Raw genomic sequence first — 26,767 nt, 5'->3', positions numbered from 1 at the left:
GAGGTTAATGATGGCCAGAGTGCGTGGTCGCGGTGGTCGCCGCGAACTGAAGTCGGAAATCAACATTGTTCCGCTGCTGGACGTCCTGCTGGTGCTGCTGCTGATTTTTATGGCGACGGCACCCATTATTACCCAGAGCGTGGAAGTGGATTTACCGGATGCAACGGATTCGAAAACCGTCTCCAGCGATGATAATCCGCCCGTAATTGTTGAAGTGTCAGGCGTCGGTCAATACAGCCTCGTGGTGGATCACGATCGCATGGAACAATTGCCGCCTGAGCAGGTGATCAGTGAAGCGCAGCGTCGACTGGAATCCAATCCAAAGACCGTGTTTTTGATCGGGGGTGCGAAAGAAGTGCCTTACGACGAAATCATCAAAGCGCTTAATCTGCTGCACCAAGCGGGTGTTAAATCTGTCGGTTTGATGACGCAGCCGATTTAAAATCGAACCGTTTTTTGGGAACCGAGAGTGTCGAAGGCAACCGAGCAAAACGAGAAGTTAAAGCGCGCGATAATTGTATCGGTGGTTCTGCATATCGTGCTGATCGCGCTGCTGATATGGAGCTCATTCAATGAGCACATTGAAGCCAGCGGCGGTGGTGGCGGCAGCGATATCGATGCAGTAATGGTCGATCCTGGTGCGGTAGTGGAACAGTTCAACCGACAGCAAAATCAGCAAAGCGACAGCCAACGTGCTGAGCAGCAGCGTAAAAAACAGTCGCAGCAGCAGGCTGAAGAGCTTCAGCAGAAGCAGGCCGCCGAGCAGCAGCGTTTGAAAGAGTTAGAGAAAGAGCGTTTGCAAGCGCAGGAAACAGCAAAGGAACAGGCTAAACAGCAGGCTGAGCAGCAGAAAGCGGCTGAGTCTGCGGCTAAGCAAGCTCAGGAGCAGCAAAAAGCTGCCGAAGCCGCGGCCGCCAAAGCGAAAGCCGATGCTAAAGCACAGGCAGATGCTCAGGCCAAAGCGGCCGCAGACGCTAAACAGAAAGCTGAAGAGCAGGCTAAGGAAGCGGCCGCCGACGCTAAAAAACAGGCTGATCAACAGGCAAAAGCCGCTGCTGCTGCTGCCGCGAAGGAAAAAGCGGTTGAGGAAGCAAAAGCCGCCGCTGCTGCTAAAGCGAAGTCTGATGCGGAGGCGAAAGCCAAAGCAACTGCGGATGCAAAAGCGAAAGCTGCGCAGGAGGCCAAAGAAAAAGCGGCTGAAGAAGCCAGGGAAGCTAAAGCTCAGGCTGCTGAAGAGGCTAAAGAAAAAGCCGCAACAGAAGCCAAAGCGAAAGCGGCAGCTGATGCCAAAGCAAAAGCCGATGCCGCAGCGAAAGCCAAAGCGGATGCTGCTGCTAAAGCGAAAGCGGCAGCTGACGCCAAGAAGAAAGCCGCTGCAGAAGCCGCGAAGAATGACAGCGATGTTGATGATTTATTAGGTGGCTTAACTTCAGGTAAGAATGCACCGAAAAGTGGCGCTTCAGGCGGCGCAGCAGGGCAGGGGAATCAGAAGAAAGCCGGTGCTTCAGGTGCAGAAGTGAACGCCTATTTGGGTCAAATCACCAGTGCAATTCAGAGCCGTTTCTATGATGCGGATCTGTATCGCGGAAAGAGCTGTGACTTACGTATTAAACTTGCGCCAGATGGCTTGTTGATTGACGTTAAGGCAGAAGGCGGTGATCCCGCATTATGCCAGGCTGCAATCGCAGCGGCGAAGCAAGCACGCATTCCAAAACCGCCTTCACCCGCGGTATATGAAGTGTTTAAAAACGCACCTATGCGTTTTAGGCCGCAATAATGCAGTAACTTATGGCAGGTTGATCTAAGGTTAGCTTGCCGTATTTTAGTTGTACTCATGGTTTCCAGGAACAGTGCCAATTATCGTGGACTGAGGTTCAGATAAGGGAGAGAAAATGAAGCAAGCACTTCGCGTATCGTTAAGCTTTTTTCTATTACTGTGGGCAGCTGTGCTGCATGCAGAAGTTCGCATTGAGATCACCCAAGGCGTCAATACTGCGCGTCCAATTGGTGTGGTTCCGTTTAAATGGGCTGGCGCTGGCGCTGCACCGGAAGATATCGGTGGTATCGTCGCAGCAGACTTGCGTAACAGCGGTAAATTTAATCCGCTTGATCGTTCACGTCTTCCACAGCAGCCAACCAGCGCACAGGAAGTGCAGCCAGCTGCATGGAGCGCATTAGGTATTGATGCCGTTGTCGTCGGTCAGGTTCAATCTAACCCAGATGGCAGCTATCAAGTTTCTTATCAGTTGGTCGATACCGGTGCTGCACCGGGAACCGTGCTGGCTCAGAACTCTTACAAAATCACTAAGCAGTGGCTGCGTTATGCGGCTCATACCGCCAGTGATGAAACGTTCCAGAAGCTGACCGGTATCAAAGGTGCCTTCCGTACGCGTATCGCCTATGTCGTACAGACGAATGGCGGCCAGTTCCCCTATGAGCTGCGCGTAGCTGATTACGATGGCTACAACCAGTTTGTTGTGCATCGTTCACCACAGCCGCTGATGTCGCCAGCCTGGTCTCCAGACGGCAGCAAAGTTGCTTACGTGACCTTTGAAAGTGGTAAATCAGCGCTGGTAGTACAGACGCTCTCTAACGGTGCAATCCGTCAGGTTGCTTCTTATCCACGTCACAACGGTGCGCCAGCGTTCTCTCCTGATGGTTCTAAGCTCGCTTTCGCCTTGTCGAAAACCGGCAGCCTTAACCTGTATGTGATGGATTTAGCGTCTGGTCAGACACGTCAAGTGACCGATGGTCGCTACAACAGCACCGAGCCTACCTGGTTCCCGGATAGCCAGACGCTGGCTTATACCTCCGATCAGGCGGGTGCACCACAAATTTACAAGATTGGCGTTAATGGCGGAGCGCCGCAGCGTATTACCTGGGAAGGTGGACAGAACCAGGATGCGGATGTCGCTACTGATGGCAAATCTATGGTGATGATTAGCACCAACGGTGGTGCTCAACACGTCGCCAAACAAGATCTGGAAACGGGAGCCGTTCAAACGTTAACGGACACGTTCCTGGATGAAACGCCGAGCCTGGCACCGAACGGCACGATGGTAATCTATAGCTCTACTCAGGGGATGGGTTCCGTGTTGCAGTTGGTTTCAACCGACGGACGTTTCAAAGCGCGTCTTCCGGCTACTGATGGACAGGTCAAATTTCCTGCCTGGTCGCCGTATCTGTAATGCCTGATAAAACAGGCATCACAAACAATAAACAATAACGGGATTTAAGAAATGCAACTGAACAAAGTGCTGAAGGGTTTACTGCTGGCTCTGCCGGTTTTGGCTGTAGCGGCTTGTAGCTCACACAAAAACAACAACAACGATCAGACCGGCATGGGCGGCGCTGATGGTGCTTACGGTGCTGGCGCAAACGGCAGCGGCAACATGTCTTCTGACGAGCAAGCGCGTCTGCAGATGCAACAGCTGCAGCAGAACAACATCGTGTACTTCGGCCTGGACAAATATGACGTTCAGTCTGATTACGCTCAGATGCTGGATCAGCACGCTTCTTTCCTGCGTAGCAACCCATCATACAAAGTGACCATCGAAGGTCATGCGGATGAGCGCGGTACGCCGGAATACAACATCGCCCTGGGCGAGCGTCGTGCTAGCGCCGTTAAAATGTACCTGCAAGGTAAAGGCGTTTCTGCTGACCAAATGTCTATCGTTTCTTACGGTAAAGAGAAGCCAGCCGTCTTAGGTCATGACGAATCAGCTTATTCTAAAAACCGTCGTGCAGTTCTGGTCTACTAAGAGAATCACATGGTTAGTAACTTCAGACGTCATCTAATGAGTCTGTCGTTACTGATTGGCGTAGCGGTCCCTTGGGCCGCTAATGCCCAAGCGTCAATCAGTAGCGTTGGCTCCGGCTCGGTCGAAGACCGTGTCACCACTCTTGAACGAATCTCGAATGCTCAGGCTCAGCTTTTGCAACAACTGCAGCAGCAAATGAGCGACAACCAAAGCGATATTGACTCGCTGCGTGGGCAAATCCAGCAAAACACCTATCAGTTGAACCAAGTTGTTGAGCGTCAGAAACAGATCTATCAACAGATCGACAGTCTGAGCAGCAATAGCAATGGCGGGCAACAGGCGGCGGCTGGTGATGCGAACGCTGATTCTGCTGCCGCAGCTAGCACAGGCGCTGATACGGGCGCAGCGGCCTCTACAGGCGCGCCTGTACAAAGCGGCGATGCTAATAGCGATTACAATGCTGCGGTTGCGTTGATTCTTGAGAAAAAACAGTACGACCAGGCAATTACCGCGCTTCAGGCATGGGTAAAGCGTTACCCTGATTCCACTTATCAGCCTAACGCCAATTATTGGCTAGGCCAGTTGTTTTACAACAAAGGGAAAAAGGACGACGCCGCTTATTATTACGCCACCGTGGTAAAGAATTATCCAAAATCACCTAAGGCTTCAGAAGCGTTGCTTAAGGTTGGCGTCATCATGCAAGAGAAAAACGACACGGCAAAAGCCAAAGCCGTTTTCCAGCAGGTGATCAAACTTTATCCGAACACCGAGTCGGCTAAACAAGCACAAAAACGTCTTTCTGGATTGTAATTGTTGCAGGTCAGACCGGATATCGTTTGATTTCTGGTCTTGCCGAATGAAAGGTGAGCAATCAAACCTTTTTAAAGAAAAAAGGGTTGTGCTACCTCGGTAAATCAGTAATATATGCCGCCGTTGCCGGGACACATTGCAGATGTGTCTGGTAAGCCTGAAGATGGGTCGTTAGCTCAGTTGGTAGAGCAGTTGACTTTTAATCAATTGGTCGCAGGTTCGAATCCTGCACGACCCACCATCTTCTCCGGACATGTTCCTTAAGAGATGACTTCAGCATTGCTTCACAACCTTAGATGGGTCGTTAGCTCAGTTGGTAGAGCAGTTGACTTTTAATCAATTGGTCGCAGGTTCGAATCCTGCACGACCCACCATCTAATAAACAAACTGTGTTTGTTTTGAATGATAATTTGAAACGGATTGTTTGAGCGGTTGTAAGCGACATCGGGTCGTTAGCTCAGTTGGTAGAGCAGTTGACTTTTAATCAATTGGTCGCAGGTTCGAATCCTGCACGACCCACCAATTCAGAGAAAAGCGCCTTTCAGGCGCTTTTCTCGTTTCTGCTGCACAGGACTTAAACGTGCAGGATGAGAATCTGCAGCAGGTTCGACTGAATCGCCGGGAGCGATTCAGGCTGATGCGTCAGCATCACCCGCAGGGCGAGGCCCCGGAAGGGCCGAGGCATATCCTGCACGACCCACCAATTCAGAGAAAAGCGCCTTTCAGGCGCTTTTCTCGTTTCTGCTGCACAGGACTTAAACGTGCAGGATGAGAATCTGCAGCAGGTTCGACTGAATCGCCGGGAGCGATTCAGGCTGATGCGTCAGCATCACCCGCAGGGCAAGGCCCCGGAAGGGCCGAGGCATATCCTGCACGACCCACCAATTCAGAGAAAAGCGCCTTTCAGGCGCTTTTTTTGTTTCTGCTGCACAGCTCTCAAACGTGCAGAATGAGAGATGGACGATCTACATGAATATGAAATTCCTTTGCGATCGGGTCGTCTATGCCTGACTTTACTTCGATTAAAAAGCCGACTCCCTCAATGACCTCAAGAGAAAACGAGCCCATTAAAAAGGAACGATCCCATTTACGACAAGCTCTTCCAAATATGCATCACCGCATAACTGCGCCAAGGCCGCCATTGCTGTGAACGCTCTTCCGCAACCCGAGGTGTCAGACCGCCCAGGTTATTACGAATCGCGATATCCTCTTTCGGAAAGGCATCGGGCCAGCGTAACGCGCGCATGGCAATATAGTTTGCTGTCCAAGGACCAATACCTGGCAGGCTCACCAGCAGCGCCATGATTTCTTCTGGTGTCAACGTTGCGTTGAACCTTAAAGTCCCGGTCATACAGGCGTTAGCGAAGGCGAGAATGGCTTTAGCACGCGCGCTGACAATCCCCATGCTGGCAATATCATCTATTGTGGCAACGGCAACGGGTTGTGACTGAGCAGAATAGCGGGACAAATCGGCAAAAGGCGTTACGCATGGCTCACCAAAAGCTTGAGCAAAGCGGCTGCTTAAGGTCGTTGCGGCTTTTACCGTGATCTGCTGGCCTAATATTGCTCTGACGCCTAACTCAAAGCCGTCAAAGGCACCCGGAACGCGCAAACCGGGAAAACGGTTGATGCTATCAATCAGCAAAGGATCCTGCCGCAGATGAGCTGCAATCAGCAGCGGCTGCGCATTCAAATCAAACAAGTCACGTAACCTACGCAGCAGGGCAGGTAATACAGGCGTTAATGACGTCGTGAACTCAACCAGTAGAGCATTTTTCGCCGGCAGATGAGAAACGCTGATCCAGCCACGATATTTCCCCAATGCCACCGTACGGCGATAAATATTACCTTCAACCGCCTCGACCTCTTTCATTAGCCGTAATTGCAAAAAAGTGAGCATCGCTTGCCAGTCGTAAGGCGGCCGATAGCTGAGGCGTAATGTTGCGGTATCGCCAGAATGGCGTTGGGCAGGTTGAGTAACCTCTTTGCGTAACGCACTCGGCGTCATGCGGTAGCGCGTCTGAAACACATCATTGAATCGGCGCAGGCTACTAAAACCGCTGGCGTAAGCGACATCAATGATGGGCAAACGGGTTTCAGTCAGGAGCTGTTTGGCTAACAGCATCCGGCGCGTCTGCTTTAGCTCTAACGGCGAAACACCCAGCTCTTGCTGAACGATGCGCCTTAACTGACGAGAACTCAGACCAAACTCAGCCGCTATTTCATCCAGGCCGCCATGTTCTTCAAGCAAACCTTCTTCAATGCGCTGAACCAAACGATCGGCTACGCGATGGGAATTATCCACGGGTGCATTACCGGGCGCGAGCTCAGGCCGACAGCGCAAACAGGGACGAAAATGCGCTTTCTCAGCTGCCTCTGCGCTGGCAAAGAACAAACAATTTTTTTGCATGGGTGCCTTCACCGGACAGACCGGACGACAATAAATGCCGGTTGAGGTCACACCAACAAAAAAAACGCCATCAAAACGCGTATCTCGCGAGGTTAGCGCCTGGTAAGCCATATCATGATTGAGCATGAACGTCTCCGACAAATAAAACGCAGTTTACCTCCGCAATCCTGTAGCAAACTGGCTGTTTTCGGACAGCACAACAGTTTATCGTGATGGCCGAAAACAGCCAGTTTGCTGAGACAAAAGTGCGATAATGCATGGCATAACATTGGCGGGAGAAAAACCATGTACTACTACAAATCTGTTGTAACGCCGGTTGGCGAACTCAAGGTGGTTGCCAGCGATCATGGGCTGGCGGCCATATTATGGCAAAACGACGATCCTAAACGCGTACGCCTGGCGCCGCTGGAACGCAACGATCACCATCCCATGTTGTGTGAAGCGCAAACTCAGTTGCTGGAATATTTTGCCGGCACGCGCCAACGCTTCACGTTAGCACTCGATTTCACTGGCACAGAGTTTCAAAAGAAAGTGTGGCAGGCGCTGGTGGCGATTCCGTTTGGTGAAACGCGCAGCTATCGTCAGATTGCCGAGCAAATCGGCCATCCCGCCGCTATGCGTGCCGTGGGTGCAGCAAACGGTAAAAATCCCATTTCTATTATCGCGCCATGTCACCGGGTCATTGGCGCAAACGGCAAGCTAACCGGTTTTGCGGGCGGGCTCGATGTTAAAGCATTTCTGTTGCAACTTGAAACTCCGGCAAGCGCGTAGCGTCTCGCATTGTTAAAAACATGAACACAAAAAGCACGACACTCAGGGGCTTTTCCGTTATCGTGTTTAGCATATAAAACACGAGGGCGGAATGAGCGCCATTAGTCGTCTTAAAAGGCGATTATCGTTAATTTCATAAAACGAGAGCTGTGTCATGAGTGTAATGTTCGATCCTGAGAGCGCCATTTACCCATTCCCGCCCAAACCTGCCCGTTTAAGCGATGATGAAAAATCTTTCTATCGCGAAAAAATCAAAACGTTACTCAAGGCCCGCAATGCGGTGATGGTGGCGCATTACTATACCGATCCTGAAATCCAGGCGCTGGCTGAAGAGACCGGCGGTTGTGTTTCCGATTCACTTGAAATGGCCCGTTTCGGCAGTAATCATTCAGCCACCACGCTGCTGGTAGCGGGTGTGCGTTTTATGGGTGAAACAGCAAAGATCCTTAGCCCGGAAAAAACCGTCTTGATGCCCACTTTAGAGGCGGAATGTTCGCTGGATCTGGGTTGCCCCATTGAGGAGTTCAATGCTTTCTGCGATGCGCATCCTGACCGGACTGTTGTGGTATACGCCAATACGTCGGCGGCAGTAAAAGCGCGCGCTGACTGGGTTGTTACCTCAAGCATTGCGGTAGAACTGATTGAACACCTTGATAGCTTGGGTGAGAAAATCATTTGGGCACCCGATCGTCATTTGGGCCGCTATGTCACACAAAAGTCGGGTGCTGATGTGCTGTGCTGGCAAGGTGCTTGTATCGTGCATGACGAATTCAAAACCCAAGCGCTGCAGCGCATGAAAGCGCTCTATCCTGATGCAGCGGTTTTGGTTCATCCCGAATCACCTCAGGCCATTGTTGATTTGGCTGATGCCGTTGGCTCGACCAGCCAGCTGATTCAGGCGGCGAAAAGCCTGCCGCATCCACAAATGATTGTCGCAACCGATCGCGGTATTTTTTACAAAATGCAGCAAGCTGTGCCGGATAAAGAGCTGCTGGAAGCGCCGACTGCAGGTGAGGGCGCAACCTGCCGCAGCTGTGCGCACTGTCCGTGGATGGCGATGAACGGCCTCAAAGCCATAGCAGAAAGCCTGGAATTTGGTGGGAAAACCCATGAAATCCATGTTGATGCTGGATTACGAGAAGCGGCATTGCTGCCGTTGAATCGCATGCTATCCTTTGCAGCGGAACTCAAACTTAAAGTGAAAGGAAACGCCTGATGCGTCTCTTTCACAGGTGCCCGCTATGGATTTCTTAAGCACACAAAATATTCTGGTTCATATTCCTTTGGGCGCAGGTGGCTACGATCTTTCATGGATCGAAGCTATCGGCACGCTGGCGGGCTTGCTGTGTATTTGGTTCGCCAGCCTGGAAAAAATCATCAATTATCCTTTTGGACTGATCAACGTCACGCTGTTTGCGGTGATCTTTTTTCAAATCCAACTTTATGCGAGCCTGCTGTTGCAGCTGTTTTTCTTCGTTGCTAACGTTTACGGCTGGTATGCCTGGAGCCGACAAACGTCGGATAATCAGGCCGCGCTTAAAATTCGCTGGCTGTCGTTGAACAAAGCGCTGCTTTGGGGAGCGGTCTGCGTTATCGCCATTGGCTTGATGACGCTGTATATCAATCCGGTATTCGCCGTGTTGACGCATGCAGCGGTGAGCTTGATGAATGGGTTAGGCGTGGCGGTGGTCATGCCTGAATTGCAGCCGGATGCTTTCCCGTTTTGGGATTCCTGCATGATGGTACTGTCGATCGTGGCGATGATTTTAATGACGCGTAAATACGTTGAAAACTGGCTGTTGTGGGTCATCATCAACGTTATTAGCGTAATGATTTTCGCTCGTCAGGGCGTCTACGCCATGTCGCTGGAGTATATGATTTTGACGCTGATTGCTTTGAACGGTTCGCGGATGTGGATCAAAAGCGCGCGTGAACAGGGCTCACGCGCGTTGTCCAATCAGTGAGGGTGGGCGTGTTCACCATGATGATGATGGTGATGCTCGGCAGCTGAAGGGCTGCTAAGCCCGAGGTCACAATCATGACCGGCGCACGGCTGATATTCCATTTGTACCGTCGCGTGGGCAATCTGGTAGTGCTGGTGCAAATAGTGATGAATACGTTGCAGCAGCGCATCATGATCGTAAGGTGGAATCACCTGCACGTGCAGCGTTAATACCGGTTTTTCGCCAACCTGCCACAAATGAACGTGATGAACATTGCGTACTTCGGCAATGTTCAACGTCAGGTCGCGCGCAAGCTTGTTGGTGTCTACTGAACTCGGCGCACCTTCTAACAGTTCATGCAAACTTTCCCGCAGCAACGCCCATGCGCTGCGCAATACCAGCAGTGACACCAGCAGGGATAATATCGGGTCGATGGGCATCCAGCCGGTCAGCATAATAATGACTGCCGCGACAATTGCGCCTACCGAACCCAGCAAATCACCCATCACGTGCAGCGCTGCCGCTCGCACATTTAAATTTTTCTCTTCACTACCATGATGCAGCAACCAAAACGACAGCAGGTTGGCGAAGAGCCCAGCAATAGCAATCCCCAGCATCAGGCCGCCGGTTACTGGCTGCGGTTGATAAAAGCGGCGTATCGCTTCCCAAACAATTAATGCCGTGATCACCAGCAGCGCAATAGCATTGACGAAAGCTGCCAACGTTGTAAGTCGTAGCAAGCCAAACGTGTGGCGCGCGTTGGGTTTGCGTCGAGCGAACTGAACTGCCAGCAGTGCCATCAACAGTGCGGCGGCATCGGTTAACATGTGGCCGGCATCCGCCAGCAGCGCCAGCGAGCCAGACATCCATCCGCCAATCACCTCGGCGAACATGAAGACGGTTGTAACAGCAAAGGCCGCAGCGAGGCGTTTGCGATTGCTGTCTTGCCCGCTATGTGAGTGCGTGTGAGCCATAAGAATCCAGTTTTTTCAGTAACCTGTTGGTTAATGATATCAGCAAATCCCACTCCTCAGACACGTCCTGGTGCTGTTTTGCTTTTTCGGCCAACTGCTGGCTCAGCGCTGCGCCTTCGCTTAAACCCATTAACAGCCAGCTTCCTTTCATCCGATGTGCGGTTTCTGCCAACAGCGACCAATTAGTGGCTTCCCGTGCGGCTATTAACTGCGTCAGATCCGTGGTCAACGTGTCACGTAATGTGTGACTTAAGCGCGTCAGAAATTTCTCATTCTGTTGCGCCAACTGCCACAAGTTTTCATCTACAGCCGTGAGCGGATCGTTTTGCAAGGTTTGAAGGAGTGCGGCGATATCTTGCAGTTGAACCGGTTTGATCAGCACCCTTTCATTATCCTGTAGCATGACATTCAGCATTTGTGCATCAGCTGAACAAAGGACACGCAACGGCTGACGTTTGCGCTGGCGGTCACGTCGGCGTAGCAGGCGAAGCAACTGCATGCCATTTGGACGCGGCATCATTTGGTCAATAAACAGTAAATCATAAGGCTGCTGGGCATCAGCTAACAGCAAGGCGCGGCCTTGCTCAAAGCAGTCCGCCTGGATAGCAAAGCGGGCCAGCTGCTGCTGCATAACCATCAGGTTGGCAGGATGATCGTCCACGATAGCGACGCGCAAATGAGGATAAAGCGGCAACGCATCTTCATCACTGATTTCAGGAGCATCACACAGGATCAAAGGCAGCGTGACAATGACCTGGGTTCCCACGCCAGGTTCTGAATTAACGCTGATCTCACCGCCCATGCGCAGCACGATTTCACGGCAGATAAATAACCCTAAGCCGCTGCCCTGAACCGATACTGATTTGCCGGACGGCGCCTGATACCAAGGATCAAATAACTTTTGCTGCTCTTGCAGTGGAATGCCGCTGCCGCTATCGCTGACGGTGAAAATAAGCGCATCGTTGGCGGCCAGCGTCAGGCAAATTTCGCCGTGGCGGGTGAATTTCAGCGCATTGGTCATCAGGTTATTCACCACCTGCTGCAAACGATCGGCATCGATCAATACAGCCGGCGGCAAAGGGGTGAGCGCGTTAAACGTTAAGGTCGGGCCATCCCGGTGCATCAGTGGATGATAATAGTGCTGCTGCTGCGTTAGCCATTGCGCCAACACCAGCGGACGCGGAGCAAGGCTAAAGCTGTTGCTTTCAATGCGCGCGTGATCTTGCAAATCATTTAGCAGGGTCATTAGCGATTGGGCACTGCTATGCAGTAACCGGAGATTAGGATTAGGATGCTGCTGCTTTTCTAGTTCTAGCAAACCAAGAATCGCCTGCATCGGCGTGCGTAATTCATGGCTAACGGTCGCCAGGAACTGGCTCTTCATGGCATTGGCGTGCTCAGCCTGCTCACGCTGCTGACGATCGCGGCGCTGTTGCCAGTAACGGCGCACCAGCAACAGCAGTAAAACGATAATCGCCACACCCGCGCCGACGAGTACCATCAGCGGCAAGGAACGCATCGCCATGACACTACCCGGCTGTGGTGGTGTTGACCATCTGTCACGCATCTGGCTTTGCGTATCGGCGGGAATTTGCTGCAACGCGCGATCAAGCAGGGCGCGCAAAACTCCCTGATTCGGCGTAACACCTAACGCAATCGGCCAGGCGATGTCGCTGGCGGCAAAGGCAAGGTGAATCTTGCTGTCATCGCGACTGGCAATACGCCAGCGTGCCGACAGCACATTATCAACAATGGCATCTGTCTGCCCGGCAGAGAGCGCATCATACAAACTGGCGCGATCGGCAAACGTCTGCGCCTGCATGTCAGCAGGGAGCAGTTGAGACGCTAAATCGTCTTGTAAAATCCCTATTCGCTTACCACGCAGATCGCTCCAGTGGGCTGGGGCAGCATCGCGGAGGGTATAAATTCCCCATAACGCGCGCCAAACCGGCAGGCTGGCGCTTTGCATCGCTTCACCGTTTAACGGCTGCATCAATTGCAGCATCGCCTGCTGCTGAGTCATCAAAGCGGCAGCCTGCTGCGGATTAGTAACCCAGCGCGGTTCAAAGCGCAGACCCGTACTTTGCGCCACCGCTTTTAACAGATCGATACCGTAACCCCGCGCGGTGCCGTTGCTGTCGCGGTAGCTCCACGGATAGTTATCCCGTTCGGCAGCATAATAAATGACCGGATGTGCGTGTATCCAACTGCGCTCCGCCGCGCTAAGCATCAGCGTTTGCGTATCCTGATAACGTGGCAGCGGCGTGCTCCAGCGATTTTGCAATGAACTCATTAATTCAGCCGGTAGCTGACGCAAACTTTGGTTGAGCCAATTCACCATCGCCGGATCGCGAGCAAAGGCGCGAAGGTTGAGCTGACCGGCTTCGATGCCTGAGGCGATTTGATAAATCTGCCCTTGCTGTAGCTGACTCAGCAGAAAACCAGCGCTGGTTTCATCTGCTACCACATAATCATTTTGCTGATTGAATAACGTATACAGCGCCTGCAGATCGCTGCTGTAGGTTCGCCATTGGTGACGTGCAGCCAATGTTTCAGGTAACTGCGCCAGCGTTGATTCGCTGATGGCTAACTGGGCGTTTTGACTGTTGAACATCACGGCGCGCTGATTCTGCTGATTGCGATAAATACGCAGCGGACTGCTGAACCAGTTATCACTGCTTAAGGTGCCAGAGGGCAGCGGCGGCATTAACATGCCCAGCGCGAAATCGATTTTTTCCTGTTGTAGCGCCTGTAACAAGGCGGCCTGCGTTGCGAACTGAGTCAGGGTGAATTGCGCACCGGTAAGCTGACGCAGCGCAGCAAGGTAATCGGCATCAATGCCGTAAAGATCGTTGCCCACCCGCATCGTCCAGGGTGCATTGTTATCCTCAAGAATCCCTACACGAAGCATCTTGCCCTGCATGGTTTCAGCGGCTTTAACCGGCATCATCATCGGCAAATTGACGCTGCTCACCGGACGTAAATTGGCCTGCGTGAACGTCGTAATCAGCAGGAGAGTGAACAGCCAGTATTTCACTGCTGCGCCTTCCATAAATCAGCCAATTCGACCACTGAACGCGTGCCGGTTTTTTCAAGGATATTCTTTTTATGGGTACTTACGGTTTTGTTGCTGATATGGAGTTGTTCGGCGATTTGCAAATTAGAGAGGCCGCTGGCAAGCAAGGCGAGAACCTGACGTTCTTTGGTAGTAAGCGGCAACTCTGGCGCATCACAGGTAGCAGGAAAAGCCGACTGTCCGCCCAATATCGCCAGAATGGCGCTAAGCAACTGCTCCATGCGCTGACTCTTCACAACATAGCCTGCGGCACCCAGTGCTTGAGCACGGCGCACATAATGGCTGGTTTGCTGGCCGGAATAGATCAATACCGGACAATTCGGCAGATGTACTTTCAAGCGACGTAGTATTTCCAGCCCATCGTCATCGGGTAAACCGATATCCAAGACGATAATATCGAGCGGTTGCTGTAAAAAAGGACGCGCATTTTTCTCGCTGCTGGCTGAAAACAAGCGAATGGGAAAAGGGGCTTTGGTTAGCGCAGCTTCCAACGCCACTTCAACTAATGGATGATCGTCAATGAGTAGCAAAGAAGCCATGAAAATGTCCCTGTTAATTTCACAGGCTCAGCATAGCGGAAGAACAGAAGGGATAATATAAAGGAGAGCGAATGCTCTCCTTTAACAATGAATTACTGCGAAGTCCCGTCGGTTTTGGTGTTTACGTCACCACCACCTTCTTTAGTCTGGACTTTTTTATTGATGTTCGGGCATTTGCCATCTTTGCACTGGCTGTTCTGGTCAATATCATTAGCAGACATACCGCTGCTGCTGGTGCTGCTGCCAGAAGCGGCAGAATTGGTATTGACGCCAGAGTTGTTGATTTTGCTGTTATCAACTTTGTTAGGTGGCAGATTTTCATTTGCGCCACCTGCTGCTGCGCCTGCATCAGCGGCCTGGTTCGCTGTACCGTTATTGCTGCTCGCCGCCATTGCCGCGCCGCTGCCCAGTGTCATTGCTGCCGTCAAAAAGATAATTGCAAACTTATTCATCATTATGCTCCTGTTAATTAATGACAGTTGCTTGTCTCAAATCTTCTGCTGCAGATTTGGAGTAAAAGTCTCTCGGGCGAAATAAAGTTTCACCGTTTGGCTTATTAGCAAATATTAATTTTGTAAGCAGCCAGTTCCTCAGTGCTTACAAGTAAAAAGCTTAGTTGATGACCTGATAAATGCAAATTTCACGCGCACATTTTAACCTGAACGGTAATTTACAGCCCCAGCACAACGGGCTACATTGTTCGGGTTGTGCCCGGCGCGCGCTGGGCCTGAAATAATATGGAATATGTATGAATTACCAGAACGATGATTTACGCATCAAAGAGATTAAAGAGCTGTTACCCCCTGTTGCGCTGCTTGAAAAATTCCCGGCCACAGATAACGCGGCGAGAACCGTTTCGCAGGCGCGTCAGGCGATTCATCAGATCCTGCAAAGTCAGGATGATCGCCTGCTGGTGGTGATTGGCCCTTGCTCTATTCATGATACCGAAGCGGCCAAAGAGTATGCGTCACGCTTGTTGACCCTGCGTGAAGAGCTGAAAGGCGAGCTGGAAATTGTGATGCGCGTCTATTTTGAAAAGCCGCGCACGACGGTGGGCTGGAAGGGATTGATTAACGATCCCTATATGGACGGCAGCTTCCAGTTAAATGATGGATTACGCATGGCGCGTAAGCTGCTGCTGGATATTAACGACAGCGGTTTACCAGCAGCGGGTGAATTTTTAGATATGATCACTCCGCAATACGTTGCTGACCTGATGAGCTGGGGCGCAATTGGCGCGCGCACTACCGAATCTCAGGTTCACCGTGAACTGGCGTCGGGATTATCTTGCCCGGTTGGTTTCAAAAACGGCACCGATGGCACCATCAAAGTGGCGATTGATGCCATTAACGCCGCCGGTTCGCCGCACTGTTTCCTGTCGGTGACCAAATATGGTCATTCTGCGATTGTGGAAACCAGCGGCAACGCTGACTGCCACATCATTCTGCGTGGCGGCAAAGAGCCTAACTACAGCGCACATCACGTTAGCGCAGTTAAGTCAGGCCTGGAAAAAGCCGGTTTGCCTCAACAGGTGATGATCGATTTCAGCCATGCTAACAGCAGCAAGCAGTATCAAAAGCAGATGCTGGTGGCGGATGATGTATCACAGCAAATTATCGCGGGCGAGCAGGGTATTGTTGGCGTAATGATTGAAAGTCATCTGGTGGAAGGGAATCAAAATCTGGAAAGCGGTGAGCCGCTGGTGTACGGCAAAAGCGTGACGGATGCCTGCATTGGTTGGGACGACACCGATAAAGTGTTGCGCCAGTTAGCGGCGGCGGTAAAACAGCGTCGCGGTTAATTTTCCGCAGGCAATAAAAAAGGCCAGACTCGCGTCTGGCCTTTTTGCGTTTCAGCCTCAGCTTACTTCGCTTTACCTTGGTTTGCCACGGCGGCTGCTTTCGCAGCGATTTCGTCGGCATCGCCCAGATAGTAACGTTTCAGTGGTTTGAAGTTTTCATCGAACTCATACACCAACGGCACGCCAGTTGGGATGTTCAGTTCCAGAATCTCGTCTTCACTCAGATTGTCGAGATACTTCACCAGTGCACGCAGTGAGTTACCGTGTGCAGCAACGATCACTTTCTCACCGCTTTTGATGCGCGGCAGAATGCTTTCATTCCAATAAGGGATCACACGATCAATGGTCAGCGCCAGGCTTTCGGTGGTTGGCAGCTGCTCAGCAGTCAATGATGCGTAACGTGGATCGTGCCCTGGGAAACGCTCATCGCTGCGATCCAGCTCTGGCGGGGTTACCGCGAAGCCACGACGCCACTGTTTAACTTGCTCGTCGCCATATTTAGCGGCGGTTTCCGCTTTATCCAGACCTTGCAGTGCACCGTAGTGACGCTCGTTCAGGCGCCAGGATTTTTCAACAGGCAGCCAGGCTTGATCCAGTTCATCAAGAACATTCCACAGCGTGTGGATAGCGCGTTTCAGCACAGAGGTATAAGCAAAATCAAAGACGAAACCTTCTTTCTTCAGCAGCTGACCGGCTGCTTTGGCTTCAGTGCGACCTTTGTCAGAAAGATCCACGTCGTACCATCCGGTAAAGCGGTTTTCGTTGTTCCACTGGCTTTCGCCGTGTCGCACCAGAACCAGCTTAGTTACGGCCATAGCTTAACTCCTTAATACTTAATGTTTCTATGATAATGGAAACCTGCTGCTGCCAGCCCGACGAGCGGCGCATTGATAGCGCCATACCATAACGGAAAACAGCGCAACGCGTAAGCCCGAGCATTACGCGTTGCGCGTTTTTCATCCGGCAACTCAGCGCGGCGTGAAGCGATAACGCGTTATCGATTCCCAGCGATCGCCCGGTTGCAGCCAGCAATCGGCTTGCGGCCATTCAGGATGATTGGGCGAGTCAGGCAAAAATTCACTCTCCAGCGCAATACCCTGGAAAGCAGTATAGCTTTCTTGTTCGCGCGCGCGCGTACCCTCAAGATAGTTGCCGGAGTACAGCTGCAGTGCCGGCGCGGACGTCGTCACGCTAAGCTCCAGCTTGCCATCTGCCGACCACAACGTTGCGGCGGGCTGATTGGCGTCGCCAGCGCTGTTGAGCAGAAACGCATGGTCATACCCTTTCACCGCCTTTTGATCGTCGTCGGCGAGGAAGTCCTGCGACACGGTTTTAGCCTGATTAAAATCGAAGCTGGTGCCTGCTACCGCTTTCAGCGGCGCATTGGGAATACCCGCGCTGTCGACCGGCAAGTAACGGTCGGCGTGCAGTTGTAAGCGATGTTGACGCGCATCGCCATGATGCGCGTCAAGATTAAAGTAAGCGTGGTTGGTCAGGTTAACCGGACAAGCCTGATCGCAACGGGCTTCATAGCGGATCGACACACAGTTATCGTCGTCGAGCTGAAAACGTACATCGGCAATCAAATTGCCCGGATAGCCCTGATCGCCATCAGGTGAATCGATACGATAGTGCACTTCGCTGTCGGATTGACTGACAATCTGCCAGCGGCGTTTATCAAACCCTTCCGGGCCGCCATGCAACTGGTGTTCACCTTGATTTGCCTGCAGTTGGCGATCAAGCGTTGTCAGTTTGGCGTGGGCGATGCGGTTAGCATAACGGCCAACCGTGGCACCCAGATAAGCATCCTGATGCAAATAGTCGGACGGCGTAGCGCAGCCGAGCAGCGTTTCACGCACGCAGCCATCCTGCATTGGCACACGTGCGGAAAGCCAGGTTGCGCCCCAATCCATAAAAGTTGCGATCATGCCGTTGGCATTACGCAGCACGGTAATACGCCATGGCTGACCATCAGGTGCGTGAGATTGCACATCACTTAGCATTGGCCCGCTCCTTCAGACGCTTTACAGACGTAGAACGTCTCTTTGATACCGGTTTTTGCTTCGTACTGCTCCGCTACTGCGGCTTTGACTTGATCGACTAAATCCAATGGCATCAACGCCACGATGCAGCCACCAAAGCCGCCGCCGGTCATACGTACGCCGCCACGTTCGCCGATTTCTGCTTTTACGATCTCAACCAGCGCATCGATAGGCGGCACGGTGATTTCAAAATCGTCACGCATCGAAGCATGTGATTCAGCCATCAGCTCACCCATGCGTTTCAGGTCGCCCTGCGTCAATGCATCGGCGGCTTCCAGCGTACGGGCATTTTCCGTCAGCACGTGGCGCACGCGTTTGGCCACTTGCGGATCCAGTTTTGATTCGGCCGCGTCGAATTGCGCTAACTCAACATCACGCAGCGCCTGCTTCTCAAAGAAGCGCGCGCCGGTTTCACACTGTTCACGACGCGTGTTGTATTCGCTTCCCACCAGGCTGCGGCGGAAGTTGGAGTTGATGATCACCACGGCGATATCTTCCGGCATCGAAACCGGGCGCGTGCCGAGCGTGCGGCAATCCAGCAACATGGCGTGATCTTTCTGGCCTAGCGCGGAAATCAGCTGATCCATAATGCCGCAGTTGCAGCCTACGAACTGGTTTTCCGCTTCCTGGCCATTCACTGCAATAGCAGCACCATCCAGCGGCAGCGCATAAAGTTGTTGCAGCACGGTGCCCACCGCCACTTCCAGTGATGCGGAGGAGCTGAGGCCTGCACCCTGCGGCACATTGCCGCTGATCACCATATCCACGCCGCCAAAATCCGCGTGACGTTTTTGCAGATGCTTTATCACGCCGCGCACGTAGTTGGCCCACATCGGTTCTTGCACGCTAACAATCGGCTCATCCAGTGAGAAGGTGTCTTGCGCATTGTCGTAATCCACGGCAATGACGCGTACCTGGCGATCGTCACGCTTGGCGCAGGCAATAACTGTTTGATAATCGATGGCGCAGGGCAGCACAAAACCGTCATTGTAATCGGTATGCTCGCCGATCAAGTTTACGCGGCCTGGCGCTTGAATGGTGTGCGTTGGCTCATAGCCGAAACTGTCAGAGAAAACCTGATGCGTGGTGTTTTTTAAACTCATTGTTGTGCCTCGCGGAAGTGTACATCGCTAACAGAACGCAGCCGTTCAGCCGCCTGTTCTGCGGTTAGATCACGTTGGGTCTCGGCCAGCATTTCATATCCGACCATGAATTTACGTACCGTTGCTGAACGCAGCAGCGGTGGATAGAAGTGTGCGTGCAGCTGCCAGTGATCGTTGGCTTCGCCGTTGAATGGCGCGCCGTGCCAGCCCATGGAATAGGGGAAAGAGCACTGGAACAGGTTGTCGTAGCGGCTGGTTAGCTGCTTTATCGCTAATGCCAAATCTTTGCGCTGGGCATCCGTCAAATCGGTCAAACGCTTGATGTGTGCTTTAGGCAACAGCAGCGTTTCGAAAGGCCATGCCGCCCACCAGGGAACAACGGCCAGCCAGTGCTCGGTTTCTACCACAGTGCGGCTGCCATCTTTCCGTTCACGGGCGGTGTAATCAACCAGCATTGGCGAGCCGTTTTTAGCGAAATAGTCGCGTTGATTATCATCTTCACGCTGCGCTTCATTAGGCAGAAAGCTGTTGGCCCAAACCTGACCATGCGGATGAGGATTAGAGCAGCCCATTGCCGCGCCTTTATTTTCGAACACCTGCACCCACGGATAATGTTGTCCGAGATCGGCCGTTTGTTCTTGCCAGGTGCGCACCACGATTTCGAGCGCGTTGAGTGACATTTCCGGCAGCGTTTTGCTGTGATCGGGAGAAAAGCAGATCACCCGGCTGGTGCCGCGCGCGCTTTCACAACGCATCAGAATATCGTCGCTGGCGGGCGCATCCGGTGTGTCAGTCATCAATGCAGCAAAATCGTTAGTGAAGACGTAAGTGCCGGTGTAATCGGGATTCTTATCGCCGGTAATGCGCGTATTGCCAGCGCAAAGAAAGCAGTCGGGATCGTGCGCCGGTAAAGTATTGGTAGCAGGTGTTTCTTGCGCACCCTGCCACGGGCGTTTAGCACGATGGGGAGAAACCAGAATCCACTGATCAATCAGCGGATTATAACGGCGATGTGGATGATCGACCGGGTTGAATTTTTCCATGTTTAATCCTGGTAAGCGTCAAAAGCCGGTAAGGCATCGTTAAAAAGTAGCACATTGGCACGGGCGAAAGCGTGATCAAGTCTGAATAAATGGTATCGTTTACACAAGCTGACTATTCTCATTTTGTGGCTTTGTGCGAAGCTAATCACCTTAAAAGCGCAACATAAATGGTAGCGGTTACATTATGAGATGAAAAAAACGCCGACAATGCGGCGTTTACTGAAACGGATGCAAGCGATGGAGGCAAAGTTAGCGCAGCGTTTCCTGCACATAATCGTAGCCGCCTTCACGAGCCACAAAGCTTAAGCGGTGGGTGATGCAGTGCGGCGCATCCTCTGCGTGATGCGAAACGAACAGCAACTGGGTTCGTCCCTCGCCAATCAGCACATCGACAAAGCGGCGTACCAGCTGACGATTGATAGGGTCCAGTCCTTGCAACGGCTCATCGAGAATCAGCAGCGTGGGGTGCTTCACTAAGGCGCGTGCAATCAGCACTAAACGCTGCTGGCCCCACGACAAACTGTGGAAAGGCGCATCGCCAAGGGCATTATCCATGCCCAGCAGCGCCAGCCATTGGCGAGCCAGCGCCATCTGGCGATCCGATACCGCTTGATACAAGCCAATCGAATCAAAAAAGCCAGACAAAATCACGGTTCGCACGTTCACGCTAACGCGATAATCCAAGTGCAGGCTGCTACTGACGTAGCCAATGTGCTGTTTGATATCCCAAATGGTTTCTCCGCTGCCGCGACGCATGCCAAACAGCGTTAAATCATTGCTGTAGCCTTGCGGATGATCGCCGGTCACCAGGCTCAGTAACGTTGATTTACCTGCACCGTTTGGCCCCACAATCTGCCAGTGTTCGCCTGATTCAACTTGCCAGTTCAACCCGTTAATCACTGGCTGATCGTTATAGGATACGACGCCGTTACGCAAAACTACTCGCGGCGCATCATCGGCCAGCGGCGGCAGCTGATCGGGCGCGTCCGCTTCCGGTAGCGCCATGCCTTGTAGCTGCTCGCTGTGTGCCAGTTGCGCCACCAGCGCTTCAGCCAGAATAGTTTCACGCGCGCCCACATGGGTCAGCGTGCATTCCGCCAATACGCCAATCTGCTGGACATAATCAGGAATATCGTCGAAGCGATTAAGCACCAGCACCAACGTGAAGCCCGGCTGCTGCAAGCTTTGCAGCGTTTTGGTCAGGCTGGCGCGAGACGCCACATCCAGCCCGTCAAACGGTTCGTCCAGAATTAACAGATCAGGCTGCTTCATCAGTGCCTGACACAGCAACGTTTTTCGCGTTTCGCCCGTTGAGAGATATTTAAAACGGCGTGACAGCAGATAACTAATGCCGAATTGCTCTGCCAGATGCGCACAACGCGCGGCATCGTTGACTTCATCCTGAATGATTTCAGCCGCGGTGCGGCCGGTATCATCTTCACCTTCGCTGAGCAGATCGGTGTTATTACGCAGCCATTCATCAGAAACCAGCTTCTGAAGTTGCTCCAGCGACAGACGCGTCGGGCGTTGATAAGTCGTGCTGAACGTCCCTTTTAGCGGAGAGAGTTCACCGGAAAGCGCGCGCGCCAGAGATGACTTGCCGCTGCCGTTAGCACCGACAAAGGCCCAGCTTTCACCGCTGTGAAGGTGCACATCATTCAGGGTCAGAATTCGGGTGTCGCTAAGACGAAACGTGCCTTGCGAAATTTGCAATGAAGCCATGATCTGTTCCATTTTATGCATCGAGTTACTGAGTTGTAACCACTGGCTGCGATGAAGTCAAATCACGCCCTTAAAACGCGGTAGCAATTAACTAAAGTAACGTCGCCACGATGGCGTGCTCGGCGTTGAAACTGGCGGTAACCGGATCGCCTGGTTGGAAGTTTTGCTGCTGCACTTCAGCATTCGGTAAGGTGGCGCACAAGGTTTCACCGCTGGCTAACGTCATTAAAATTTCGCTGACCTGCTCGCCCGGTTCGATCGCGCTAATCTGCGCGACCAGCTGATTATCCTCTTCGCCTGGCTGATGATTAACCCGAATCCACGGCGCTTTGATCAGCAATAAAACCTCTTTGCCTTCTGCAAGCTGTAAGCGTTGTGCGCTGCGTTGGGTTAACGCCACGCTGAGCTGAGTTTTGCCATCGGCTAATAAAACAGTCAGATGCTGTACGACCTGCTGAGCATCGTTGGCGATGACCTTGCCAAACAGCTGATTACGCGCGCTGGTTTGCAGTGAAAAGCGCGCAATTGCCGCCAGTAAACTGTCGAGCGGCAGCGAATCTTGCTGCAACGCGTCGAAGGCTTTCTGCTGAATTTGCTCCATTAACTGAAACAGCTGGATCAGCCGCTCGCCGTAACGCGTCAGGCTGGCGCCACCGCCGCCTTTACCGCCCGTTGCGCGCTCAACCAGCGTCTCATCCGCCAGCTGATTCATTTCATTGATCGCATCCCAGGCGCTTTTGTAGCTGATGCCCGCCAGCTTAGCGCCTTGGCTGATCGAGCCGGTTTGCTGAACCCGTTTTAACAGTTCAATGCGACGCGGATCGGCAAAAAGTTTCTGCTGTAATCGAATATGAAGGGAAAGTTCGGCTTGCATGGCAGCTCCGGGGAAAGATAACGTAAGCAATTCAGCGATGATAGCGGCGTTTCGCTCGTAAAGTAAAAGCACGAAAAGGGCTGCGCAATCTTTTCCTGAACCGTTACAATCTCTTTTTTGATCGCAAAGTGAGACTCTCCATGTTGGAATTGCTAAAAAGCCTCGCCGTGGCGGTGATAATGGTGCCAATCGTGATGGCCTTGATGTTGGGTCTGATTTATGGCCTGGGTGAAGTGTTTAACGTCATCTCAAAATTTGGTCATCGCGAAAAGTCTTCATCCCGCTCGCACAATTAATCCCCACAACGCCCGCCAACGCTGCGGGCGTTGTTGTTTCTTACTCATCCTCAACCTTCTCTGTTTCCTGCCGATAATTTCATGACACTCCGAGAACTGGCGTTGTATTATCGCCTATACAACGAATCACTGGAGAATAAAAATGTCTGTTTCACTCACCCAATGGGGTATGGCTGCTGTTTTAAGTGCATCGGTTGCTGGACAGGCCGTGGCGGCAGAAAAAATCACGGTGTTTGCCGCCGCCTCGCTGACCAATGCGTTGCAAGATATTGCCACGCAGTATCAGAAAAAAAGTGGGGTTGAAGTGGTGTCATCTTTTGCATCCTCCTCAACGCTGGCGCGCCAGATTGAGCAGGGCGCACCCGCCGATCTGTTTATCTCCGCCGATCAGCAATGGATGGATGATGCAGTCGCGAAAAAAAGCATGATCGACACCACCCGCTTCACGTTGTTAGGCAACGATTTGGTGCTGGTGGCACCGCGAAGCGCCTCAGCGAAAGCTGTCACCATCAATGCGCAAACAGACTGGAAAAGTTTGCTAAAGGGCGAGCGTTTAGCGGTGGGCGATCCCGATCATGTTCCAGCGGGTATTTACGCCAAAGAAGCCCTGCAAAAATTGGGTGCCTGGGAAACGCTGTCACCTGTTTTGGCCCGCTCTAACAACGTGCGTGCTGCGCTGGCGCTGGTTGAACGAAACGAAACGCCGTACGGCATCGTCTACGGTTCCGACGCTGTCGCTAGCAACAAAGTGCAGGTCGTGGGGACTTTCCCTGAGTCGAGCCATAAAGCAGTAGAATATCCAATGGCGATCGTTAAGGATCACGACGGCAAGGCCGTAAATGATTTTTATGATTATTTAAAAGGGCCGGAAGCGGCTACCGTGTTTAAACATTACGGATTCACACCGAAGACATGATACTTAGCGATCTCGAATGGCAGGCGGTGATGCTCAGCCTAAAAGTTTCTGGCATTGCCGTGCTCTGCAGCCTGCCATTTGGCATCTTGATGGCCTGGATTCTGGTACGTTGCCGGTTTCCAGGCAAAACCCTGCTTGATAGTCTGATTCACCTGCCGCTGGTGCTGCCGCCGGTTGTGGTCGGTTATCTGTTGTTGATTGGTTTGGGCCGCCGCGGTTTTATCGGTGAAAAACTCTATGACTGGTTTGGTTTTAGCTTCGCCTTTAGCTGGCGAGGAGCCGCGCTGGCGTCCGCTGTGATCGCCTTTCCGCTGATGGTGCGGGCGATTCGTCTGGCGCTGGAAGCGGTCGATATCCGACTGGAGCAAGCAGCACGCACGCTGGGCGCCGGGCGCTGGCGGGTATTTTTTACCATCACCTTACCGCTGACCTTGCCCGGTATTATTGTCGGCACCGTGCTGGCCTTTGCGCGTTCGCTCGGCGAATTTGGCGCAACCATCACCTTCGTTTCAAATATTCCCGGCGAAACACGCACCATTCCGCTGGCGATGTATACCCTGATTGAAACGCCCGGCGCAGAAGGCGCAGCAGCACGATTATGCGTGATTGCCATTGTCTTGGCGCTGGCGTCGTTGTTGATGTCGGAATGGCTGGCCCGCTGGGGCCGTAAGCGCATGGGGGCTTAATGCTGTCACTTAATTTTTCTCAGCAGCTGGGCGATCATCTGCTTGAGGTCAACGCGCAGATTCCGGCCAAAGGTATTACCGCGATTTTTGGTGTGTCAGGCGCGGGCAAAACCTCGCTGATCAACGCCATTGGTGGATTAACCCAGCCACAGCGCGGTTATATTCACCTCAATAATCGCGTCTTGTTCGATACAGAAAAACAGATCGCTTTGCCGCCTGAAAAACGCCGCATTGGCTACGTATTTCAGGATGCTCGCCTGTTTCCGCATTACCGGGTGCGGGGCAATCTGCAATATGGCATGTCATCAAAAATGAAAGCACATTTTGACCCGCTGGTGTCGCTGCTCGGGTTGGAAACGCTGTTAACACGTTTCCCTCTGTCGCTTTCTGGTGGCGAAAAGCAGCGAGTGGCGATTGGCCGAGCGTTGCTGAGTGCGCCCGACATTTTGCTGATGGATGAGCCGCTGGCGTCGCTGGATCTGCCGCGTAAGCGCGAGCTGATGCCTTATTTGCAAAAGCTGGCGAAGCAGGTTGAGATCCCGCTGCTGTATGTGTCGCACAGCCTCGAAGAGATTTTGCAATTAGCCGATAACGTCCTGGTGCTGGACAGTGGAAAGGTTAAAGCGTTTGGCACGCTAGAGCGCGTCTGGAGCAGCAGCGCGATGCGGCCTTGGCTGCCAATGAATGAACTCACCAGCGTTTTGCGCGTACAGGTACTGGAGCAGCATCCCGATTACCCCATGACGGCGTTGTCATTGGGCGATCAACACATCTGGGTTAGCCGGGTAAACCAGCCGGTAAAAACGCCGCTGCGTATCCGTATCGCATCAGCTGACGTTTCACTGGCGCTGCAACCGCCGCACAACACCTCCATCCGCAATATATTGCCGGCGCAGGTGGTGGAGTTAATTGAAGTTGGCGATCAGATAGAAGTGAAGCTGCGCATCGGTATCAGCGAACTGTGGGCGCGCATCTCGCCTTGGGCGCGAGATGAGCTGGGCATCCGGCCAGAACAATGGCTGTATGCCCAGATTAAAAGCGTCTCAGTGACGCCCTGATTACAGCACTTCCTGGTAGATGGTGTCGGCAATGCCCGTTTCGAGATTGGTGCCGATCACCTTCTTCGCCCGGATTTTAATTGCTTCATCGGCGTTGCCCATCGCTACGCCCAAGCCAACCGTTTCCAGCATGCTGAGATCGTTATAGTTATCGCCAAACGCGATCACCTCACTCATGCTCAGACCCAGCGACTCAACCCATTGCGCCAGACGCTTGCCTTTGCTGTTGCCGCCACGGGCAATATCGACCTGATCGTGCCATGACCACTCACAAGCCAGACCTAATTCCGCTTCTACTTTCTCTGCAAACAGTTCCAGTGCAACGGTGTCTTCGTGCGACAAGGCGAATTTCCAGATTGATTCAGCTTCGCGTGCCGCTTGTGCCAAATCGGGTACGTGTTTAAACAGTGGACGCTGATGCGGCGGCAACGATTCGGCCCAGTTTAGGGTGCGAGTAACGTGGCCAGTGGGCGTTTGGTACAACATCGCATCATCCACATACAGCAAACCGTGAATCTTTTGCTCATCTAGCATGTCAATAACACGCAGCGCCTGCTGTTTATCCAGCGGGTCGGCGGCTAACACTTTTTTCGCCTGATAATCATAAAGGTAAGTGCCGTTACAGCAGATGGCGGGCGTATCCAGTTCCAGCGCCTGATAGAAAGGATGAATAGCACAATGATGACGACCCGTAACGATGGCGACTTTAACGCCTGCTTCACGGGCACGTTTTAGCGCTTCGATGGACTGCGGCAGAATGGTTTTTGCTGGCGTTAACAGCGTGCCGTCGAGGTCGAGGGCGATTACACGATAGCTCATTAATCCTTCCGTCTGTATGCATTAGCGAGGCGTCAAGTCTACATTGCTGGCGGCCCGGAGACAAAAAACAAGGCACAAATGATTCCAGCGTAGGGGGGGAAAACGCGCTAAAGTGACCCACTG

At 52.6% G+C, this 26,767-nt stretch carries 25 protein-coding genes, 3 tRNA genes and 2 other RNA genes; 18 read left to right on the top strand and 12 right to left on the bottom strand.

Annotated features, from left to right (window positions below):
* Nucleotides 1-10 precede the first annotated feature (10 nt).
* The 10 genes from tolR to MUG06_RS08690 all read left to right on the top strand — a co-directional run bounded on the left by tolR (nt 11) and on the right by MUG06_RS08690 (nt 5,455).
* The gene (tolR, locus tag MUG06_RS08735) at nt 11-442 is read left to right on the top strand and encodes a colicin uptake protein TolR (RefSeq protein WP_215848318.1); all 432 of its coding nucleotides are present in this window, start codon (nt 11-13) and stop codon (nt 440-442) included.
* Nucleotides 443-469: 27 nt separating this feature from the next.
* On the top strand, nt 470-1,777 hold the full coding sequence (gene tolA, locus MUG06_RS08730; RefSeq protein ID WP_243078324.1) for a cell envelope integrity protein TolA: 1,308 nt from the start codon (nt 470-472) through the stop codon (nt 1,775-1,777).
* A 115-nt stretch (nt 1,778-1,892) separates the two neighbouring features.
* Nucleotides 1,893-3,188: a Tol-Pal system beta propeller repeat protein TolB gene (gene tolB / locus MUG06_RS08725; RefSeq protein ID WP_215847314.1), complete on the top strand. Its 1,296-nt coding sequence runs from the start codon at nt 1,893-1,895 to the stop codon at nt 3,186-3,188.
* A gap of 51 nt (nt 3,189-3,239) precedes the next feature.
* Entirely contained in the window at nt 3,240-3,761 is a 522-nt protein-coding gene (pal, locus tag MUG06_RS08720; protein WP_215847313.1) for a peptidoglycan-associated lipoprotein Pal, read from the top strand.
* 9 nt (nt 3,762-3,770) lie between these two features.
* Nucleotides 3,771-4,571 carry a cell division protein CpoB gene (cpoB, locus tag MUG06_RS08715; RefSeq protein WP_215847312.1) on the top strand — a complete coding sequence of 267 codons (801 nt, stop codon included), beginning with the start codon at nt 3,771-3,773 and terminating at the stop codon, nt 4,569-4,571.
* 165 nt (nt 4,572-4,736) lie between these two features.
* Nucleotides 4,737-4,812: transfer RNA gene (locus MUG06_RS08710), tRNA-Lys, on the top strand.
* 57 nt (nt 4,813-4,869) lie between these two features.
* A tRNA-Lys gene (locus MUG06_RS08705) sits at nt 4,870-4,945 on the top strand.
* A gap of 72 nt (nt 4,946-5,017) precedes the next feature.
* A tRNA-Lys gene (locus MUG06_RS08700) sits at nt 5,018-5,093 on the top strand.
* A gap of 44 nt (nt 5,094-5,137) precedes the next feature.
* A non-coding RNA gene (locus MUG06_RS08695) (RtT sRNA) lies at nt 5,138-5,274 on the top strand.
* A gap of 44 nt (nt 5,275-5,318) precedes the next feature.
* Nucleotides 5,319-5,455: non-coding RNA, RtT sRNA (locus MUG06_RS08690), on the top strand.
* 203 nt (nt 5,456-5,658) lie between these two features.
* Here the strand turns inward: MUG06_RS08690 and MUG06_RS08685 are convergent.
* Nucleotides 5,659-7,107: an AlkA N-terminal domain-containing protein gene (locus tag MUG06_RS08685; RefSeq protein WP_243078323.1), complete on the bottom strand. Its 1,449-nt coding sequence runs from the start codon at nt 7,105-7,107 to the stop codon at nt 5,659-5,661.
* Between the two features lie 159 nt (nt 7,108-7,266).
* On the opposite strand from MUG06_RS08685, the gene MUG06_RS08680 reads away from it, so the two are divergent.
* From MUG06_RS08680 to pnuC, 3 genes are all read left to right on the top strand, one after another.
* Nucleotides 7,267-7,752: a methylated-DNA--[protein]-cysteine S-methyltransferase gene (locus tag MUG06_RS08680; protein WP_243078322.1), complete on the top strand. Its 486-nt coding sequence runs from the start codon at nt 7,267-7,269 to the stop codon at nt 7,750-7,752.
* A 154-nt stretch (nt 7,753-7,906) separates the two neighbouring features.
* Nucleotides 7,907-8,968, top strand: coding sequence for a quinolinate synthase NadA (gene nadA / locus MUG06_RS08675; RefSeq protein ID WP_215847309.1), 1,062 nt, complete (start codon nt 7,907-7,909; stop codon nt 8,966-8,968).
* Between the two features lie 25 nt (nt 8,969-8,993).
* Nucleotides 8,994-9,716, top strand: coding sequence for a nicotinamide riboside transporter PnuC (pnuC, locus tag MUG06_RS08670; RefSeq protein WP_243078321.1), 723 nt, complete (start codon nt 8,994-8,996; stop codon nt 9,714-9,716).
* On the opposite strand, the gene zitB is transcribed toward pnuC, so the two are convergent.
* From zitB to MUG06_RS08650, 4 genes are all read right to left on the bottom strand, one after another.
* A complete protein-coding gene (gene zitB / locus MUG06_RS08665; protein WP_243078320.1) occupies nt 9,710-10,669 on the bottom strand; it encodes a CDF family zinc transporter ZitB in 960 nt (319 codons plus the stop codon). The genes pnuC and zitB overlap by 7 nt on opposite strands.
* Nucleotides 10,647-13,721 (bottom strand): transporter substrate-binding domain-containing protein, encoded by a 3,075-nt coding sequence (locus MUG06_RS08660; RefSeq protein ID WP_243078319.1) that lies wholly within the window; start codon nt 13,719-13,721, stop codon nt 10,647-10,649. The genes zitB and MUG06_RS08660 overlap by 23 nt, the downstream gene beginning before the upstream one ends.
* Nucleotides 13,703-14,284: a response regulator transcription factor gene (locus MUG06_RS08655; RefSeq protein WP_215847306.1), complete on the bottom strand. Its 582-nt coding sequence runs from the start codon at nt 14,282-14,284 to the stop codon at nt 13,703-13,705. The genes MUG06_RS08660 and MUG06_RS08655 overlap by 19 nt, the downstream gene beginning before the upstream one ends.
* A 92-nt stretch (nt 14,285-14,376) precedes the next feature.
* Complete coding sequence (locus tag MUG06_RS08650; RefSeq protein WP_215847305.1) at nt 14,377-14,739, bottom strand: YbgS-like family protein; 363 nt, start codon at nt 14,737-14,739, stop codon at nt 14,377-14,379.
* A gap of 293 nt (nt 14,740-15,032) precedes the next feature.
* On the opposite strand from MUG06_RS08650, the gene aroG reads away from it, so the two are divergent.
* Nucleotides 15,033-16,085 carry a 3-deoxy-7-phosphoheptulonate synthase AroG gene (gene aroG / locus MUG06_RS08645; RefSeq protein WP_243078318.1) on the top strand — a complete coding sequence of 351 codons (1,053 nt, stop codon included), beginning with the start codon at nt 15,033-15,035 and terminating at the stop codon, nt 16,083-16,085.
* A 62-nt stretch (nt 16,086-16,147) separates the two neighbouring features.
* Here the strand turns inward: aroG and gpmA are convergent, their stop codons facing one another.
* From gpmA to modE, 6 genes are all read right to left on the bottom strand, one after another.
* Entirely contained in the window at nt 16,148-16,900 is a 753-nt protein-coding gene (gene gpmA / locus MUG06_RS08640; protein WP_215847303.1) for a 2,3-diphosphoglycerate-dependent phosphoglycerate mutase, read from the bottom strand.
* A gap of 153 nt (nt 16,901-17,053) precedes the next feature.
* A complete protein-coding gene (gene galM, locus MUG06_RS08635) occupies nt 17,054-18,088 on the bottom strand; it encodes a galactose-1-epimerase (protein WP_243078317.1) in 1,035 nt (344 codons plus the stop codon).
* Nucleotides 18,082-19,230: a galactokinase gene (galK, locus tag MUG06_RS08630; protein WP_243078316.1), complete on the bottom strand. Its 1,149-nt coding sequence runs from the start codon at nt 19,228-19,230 to the stop codon at nt 18,082-18,084. The genes galM and galK overlap by 7 nt, the downstream gene beginning before the upstream one ends.
* Nucleotides 19,227-20,273 carry a galactose-1-phosphate uridylyltransferase gene (galT, locus tag MUG06_RS08625; RefSeq protein WP_243078315.1) on the bottom strand — a complete coding sequence of 349 codons (1,047 nt, stop codon included), beginning with the start codon at nt 20,271-20,273 and terminating at the stop codon, nt 19,227-19,229. Before galT ends, galK begins: the two co-directional genes overlap by 4 nt.
* A 249-nt stretch (nt 20,274-20,522) precedes the next feature.
* Nucleotides 20,523-21,995: a molybdate ABC transporter ATP-binding protein ModF gene (gene modF, locus MUG06_RS08620; RefSeq protein ID WP_243078314.1), complete on the bottom strand. Its 1,473-nt coding sequence runs from the start codon at nt 21,993-21,995 to the stop codon at nt 20,523-20,525.
* 91 nt (nt 21,996-22,086) lie between these two features.
* On the bottom strand, nt 22,087-22,869 hold the full coding sequence (modE, locus tag MUG06_RS08615; protein WP_243078313.1) for a molybdenum-dependent transcriptional regulator: 783 nt from the start codon (nt 22,867-22,869) through the stop codon (nt 22,087-22,089).
* A gap of 140 nt (nt 22,870-23,009) precedes the next feature.
* On the opposite strand from modE, the gene MUG06_RS08610 reads away from it, so the two are divergent.
* The 4 genes from MUG06_RS08610 to modC all read left to right on the top strand — a co-directional run bounded on the left by MUG06_RS08610 (nt 23,010) and on the right by modC (nt 25,825).
* Nucleotides 23,010-23,165: an AcrZ family multidrug efflux pump-associated protein gene (locus MUG06_RS08610; RefSeq protein WP_215847297.1), complete on the top strand. Its 156-nt coding sequence runs from the start codon at nt 23,010-23,012 to the stop codon at nt 23,163-23,165.
* A gap of 142 nt (nt 23,166-23,307) precedes the next feature.
* Complete coding sequence (gene modA, locus MUG06_RS08605; RefSeq protein ID WP_243078312.1) at nt 23,308-24,081, top strand: molybdate ABC transporter substrate-binding protein; 774 nt, start codon at nt 23,308-23,310, stop codon at nt 24,079-24,081.
* Nucleotides 24,078-24,767: a molybdate ABC transporter permease subunit gene (gene modB / locus MUG06_RS08600; RefSeq protein ID WP_215847296.1), complete on the top strand. Its 690-nt coding sequence runs from the start codon at nt 24,078-24,080 to the stop codon at nt 24,765-24,767. The genes modA and modB overlap by 4 nt, the downstream gene beginning before the upstream one ends.
* Entirely contained in the window at nt 24,767-25,825 is a 1,059-nt protein-coding gene (modC, locus tag MUG06_RS08595; protein ID WP_243078311.1) for a molybdenum ABC transporter ATP-binding protein ModC, read from the top strand. Before modB ends, modC begins: the two co-directional genes overlap by 1 nt.
* Here the strand turns inward: modC and MUG06_RS08590 are convergent, their stop codons facing one another.
* Complete coding sequence (locus tag MUG06_RS08590; protein WP_243078310.1) at nt 25,826-26,644, bottom strand: pyridoxal phosphatase; 819 nt, start codon at nt 26,642-26,644, stop codon at nt 25,826-25,828.
* Between the last annotated feature and the right edge of the window lie 123 nt (nt 26,645-26,767).

The organism is Pantoea sp. MQR6, from assembly GCF_022761075.1.
GTDB classification, from domain to species: Bacteria; Pseudomonadota; Gammaproteobacteria; order Enterobacterales; family Enterobacteriaceae; genus Pantoea; species Pantoea phytostimulans.
This window is presented reverse-complemented; position numbering and strand designations above follow the sequence as displayed.

What these genes read in the sequence shown, in the direction of transcription:
- pnuC (WP_243078321.1), top strand. Translation starts at nt 8,994, where the DNA reads ATGGATTTCTTAAGCACACAAAATATTCTGGTTCATATTCCTTTGGGC.
- modF (WP_243078314.1), bottom strand. Translation starts at nt 21,995, where the DNA reads ATGGCTTCATTGCAAATTTCGCAAGGCACGTTTCGTCTTAGCGACACC.
- MUG06_RS08650 (WP_215847305.1), bottom strand. Translation starts at nt 14,739, where the DNA reads ATGATGAATAAGTTTGCAATTATCTTTTTGACGGCAGCAATGACACTG.
- galM (WP_243078317.1), bottom strand. Translation starts at nt 18,088, where the DNA reads ATGCTAAGTGATGTGCAATCTCACGCACCTGATGGTCAGCCATGGCGT.
- zitB (WP_243078320.1), bottom strand. Translation starts at nt 10,669, where the DNA reads ATGGCTCACACGCACTCACATAGCGGGCAAGACAGCAATCGCAAACGC.
- MUG06_RS08680 (WP_243078322.1), top strand. Translation starts at nt 7,267, where the DNA reads ATGTACTACTACAAATCTGTTGTAACGCCGGTTGGCGAACTCAAGGTG.
- gpmA (WP_215847303.1), bottom strand. Translation starts at nt 16,900, where the DNA reads ATGGCCGTAACTAAGCTGGTTCTGGTGCGACACGGCGAAAGCCAGTGG.
- nadA (WP_215847309.1), top strand. Translation starts at nt 7,907, where the DNA reads ATGAGTGTAATGTTCGATCCTGAGAGCGCCATTTACCCATTCCCGCCC.
- tolB (WP_215847314.1), top strand. Translation starts at nt 1,893, where the DNA reads ATGAAGCAAGCACTTCGCGTATCGTTAAGCTTTTTTCTATTACTGTGG.
- MUG06_RS08590 (WP_243078310.1), bottom strand. Translation starts at nt 26,644, where the DNA reads ATGAGCTATCGTGTAATCGCCCTCGACCTCGACGGCACGCTGTTAACG.
- aroG (WP_243078318.1), top strand. Translation starts at nt 15,033, where the DNA reads ATGAATTACCAGAACGATGATTTACGCATCAAAGAGATTAAAGAGCTG.
- tolR (WP_215848318.1), top strand. Translation starts at nt 11, where the DNA reads ATGGCCAGAGTGCGTGGTCGCGGTGGTCGCCGCGAACTGAAGTCGGAA.
- modA (WP_243078312.1), top strand. Translation starts at nt 23,308, where the DNA reads ATGTCTGTTTCACTCACCCAATGGGGTATGGCTGCTGTTTTAAGTGCA.
- MUG06_RS08660 (WP_243078319.1), bottom strand. Translation starts at nt 13,721, where the DNA reads ATGGAAGGCGCAGCAGTGAAATACTGGCTGTTCACTCTCCTGCTGATT.
- galK (WP_243078316.1), bottom strand. Translation starts at nt 19,230, where the DNA reads ATGAGTTTAAAAAACACCACGCATCAGGTTTTCTCTGACAGTTTCGGC.
- modE (WP_243078313.1), bottom strand. Translation starts at nt 22,869, where the DNA reads ATGCAAGCCGAACTTTCCCTTCATATTCGATTACAGCAGAAACTTTTT.
- MUG06_RS08685 (WP_243078323.1), bottom strand. Translation starts at nt 7,107, where the DNA reads ATGCTCAATCATGATATGGCTTACCAGGCGCTAACCTCGCGAGATACG.
- MUG06_RS08610 (WP_215847297.1), top strand. Translation starts at nt 23,010, where the DNA reads ATGTTGGAATTGCTAAAAAGCCTCGCCGTGGCGGTGATAATGGTGCCA.
- MUG06_RS08655 (WP_215847306.1), bottom strand. Translation starts at nt 14,284, where the DNA reads ATGGCTTCTTTGCTACTCATTGACGATCATCCATTAGTTGAAGTGGCG.
- cpoB (WP_215847312.1), top strand. Translation starts at nt 3,771, where the DNA reads ATGGTTAGTAACTTCAGACGTCATCTAATGAGTCTGTCGTTACTGATT.
- galT (WP_243078315.1), bottom strand. Translation starts at nt 20,273, where the DNA reads ATGGAAAAATTCAACCCGGTCGATCATCCACATCGCCGTTATAATCCG.
- modC (WP_243078311.1), top strand. Translation starts at nt 24,767, where the DNA reads ATGCTGTCACTTAATTTTTCTCAGCAGCTGGGCGATCATCTGCTTGAG.
- pal (WP_215847313.1), top strand. Translation starts at nt 3,240, where the DNA reads ATGCAACTGAACAAAGTGCTGAAGGGTTTACTGCTGGCTCTGCCGGTT.
- modB (WP_215847296.1), top strand. Translation starts at nt 24,078, where the DNA reads ATGATACTTAGCGATCTCGAATGGCAGGCGGTGATGCTCAGCCTAAAA.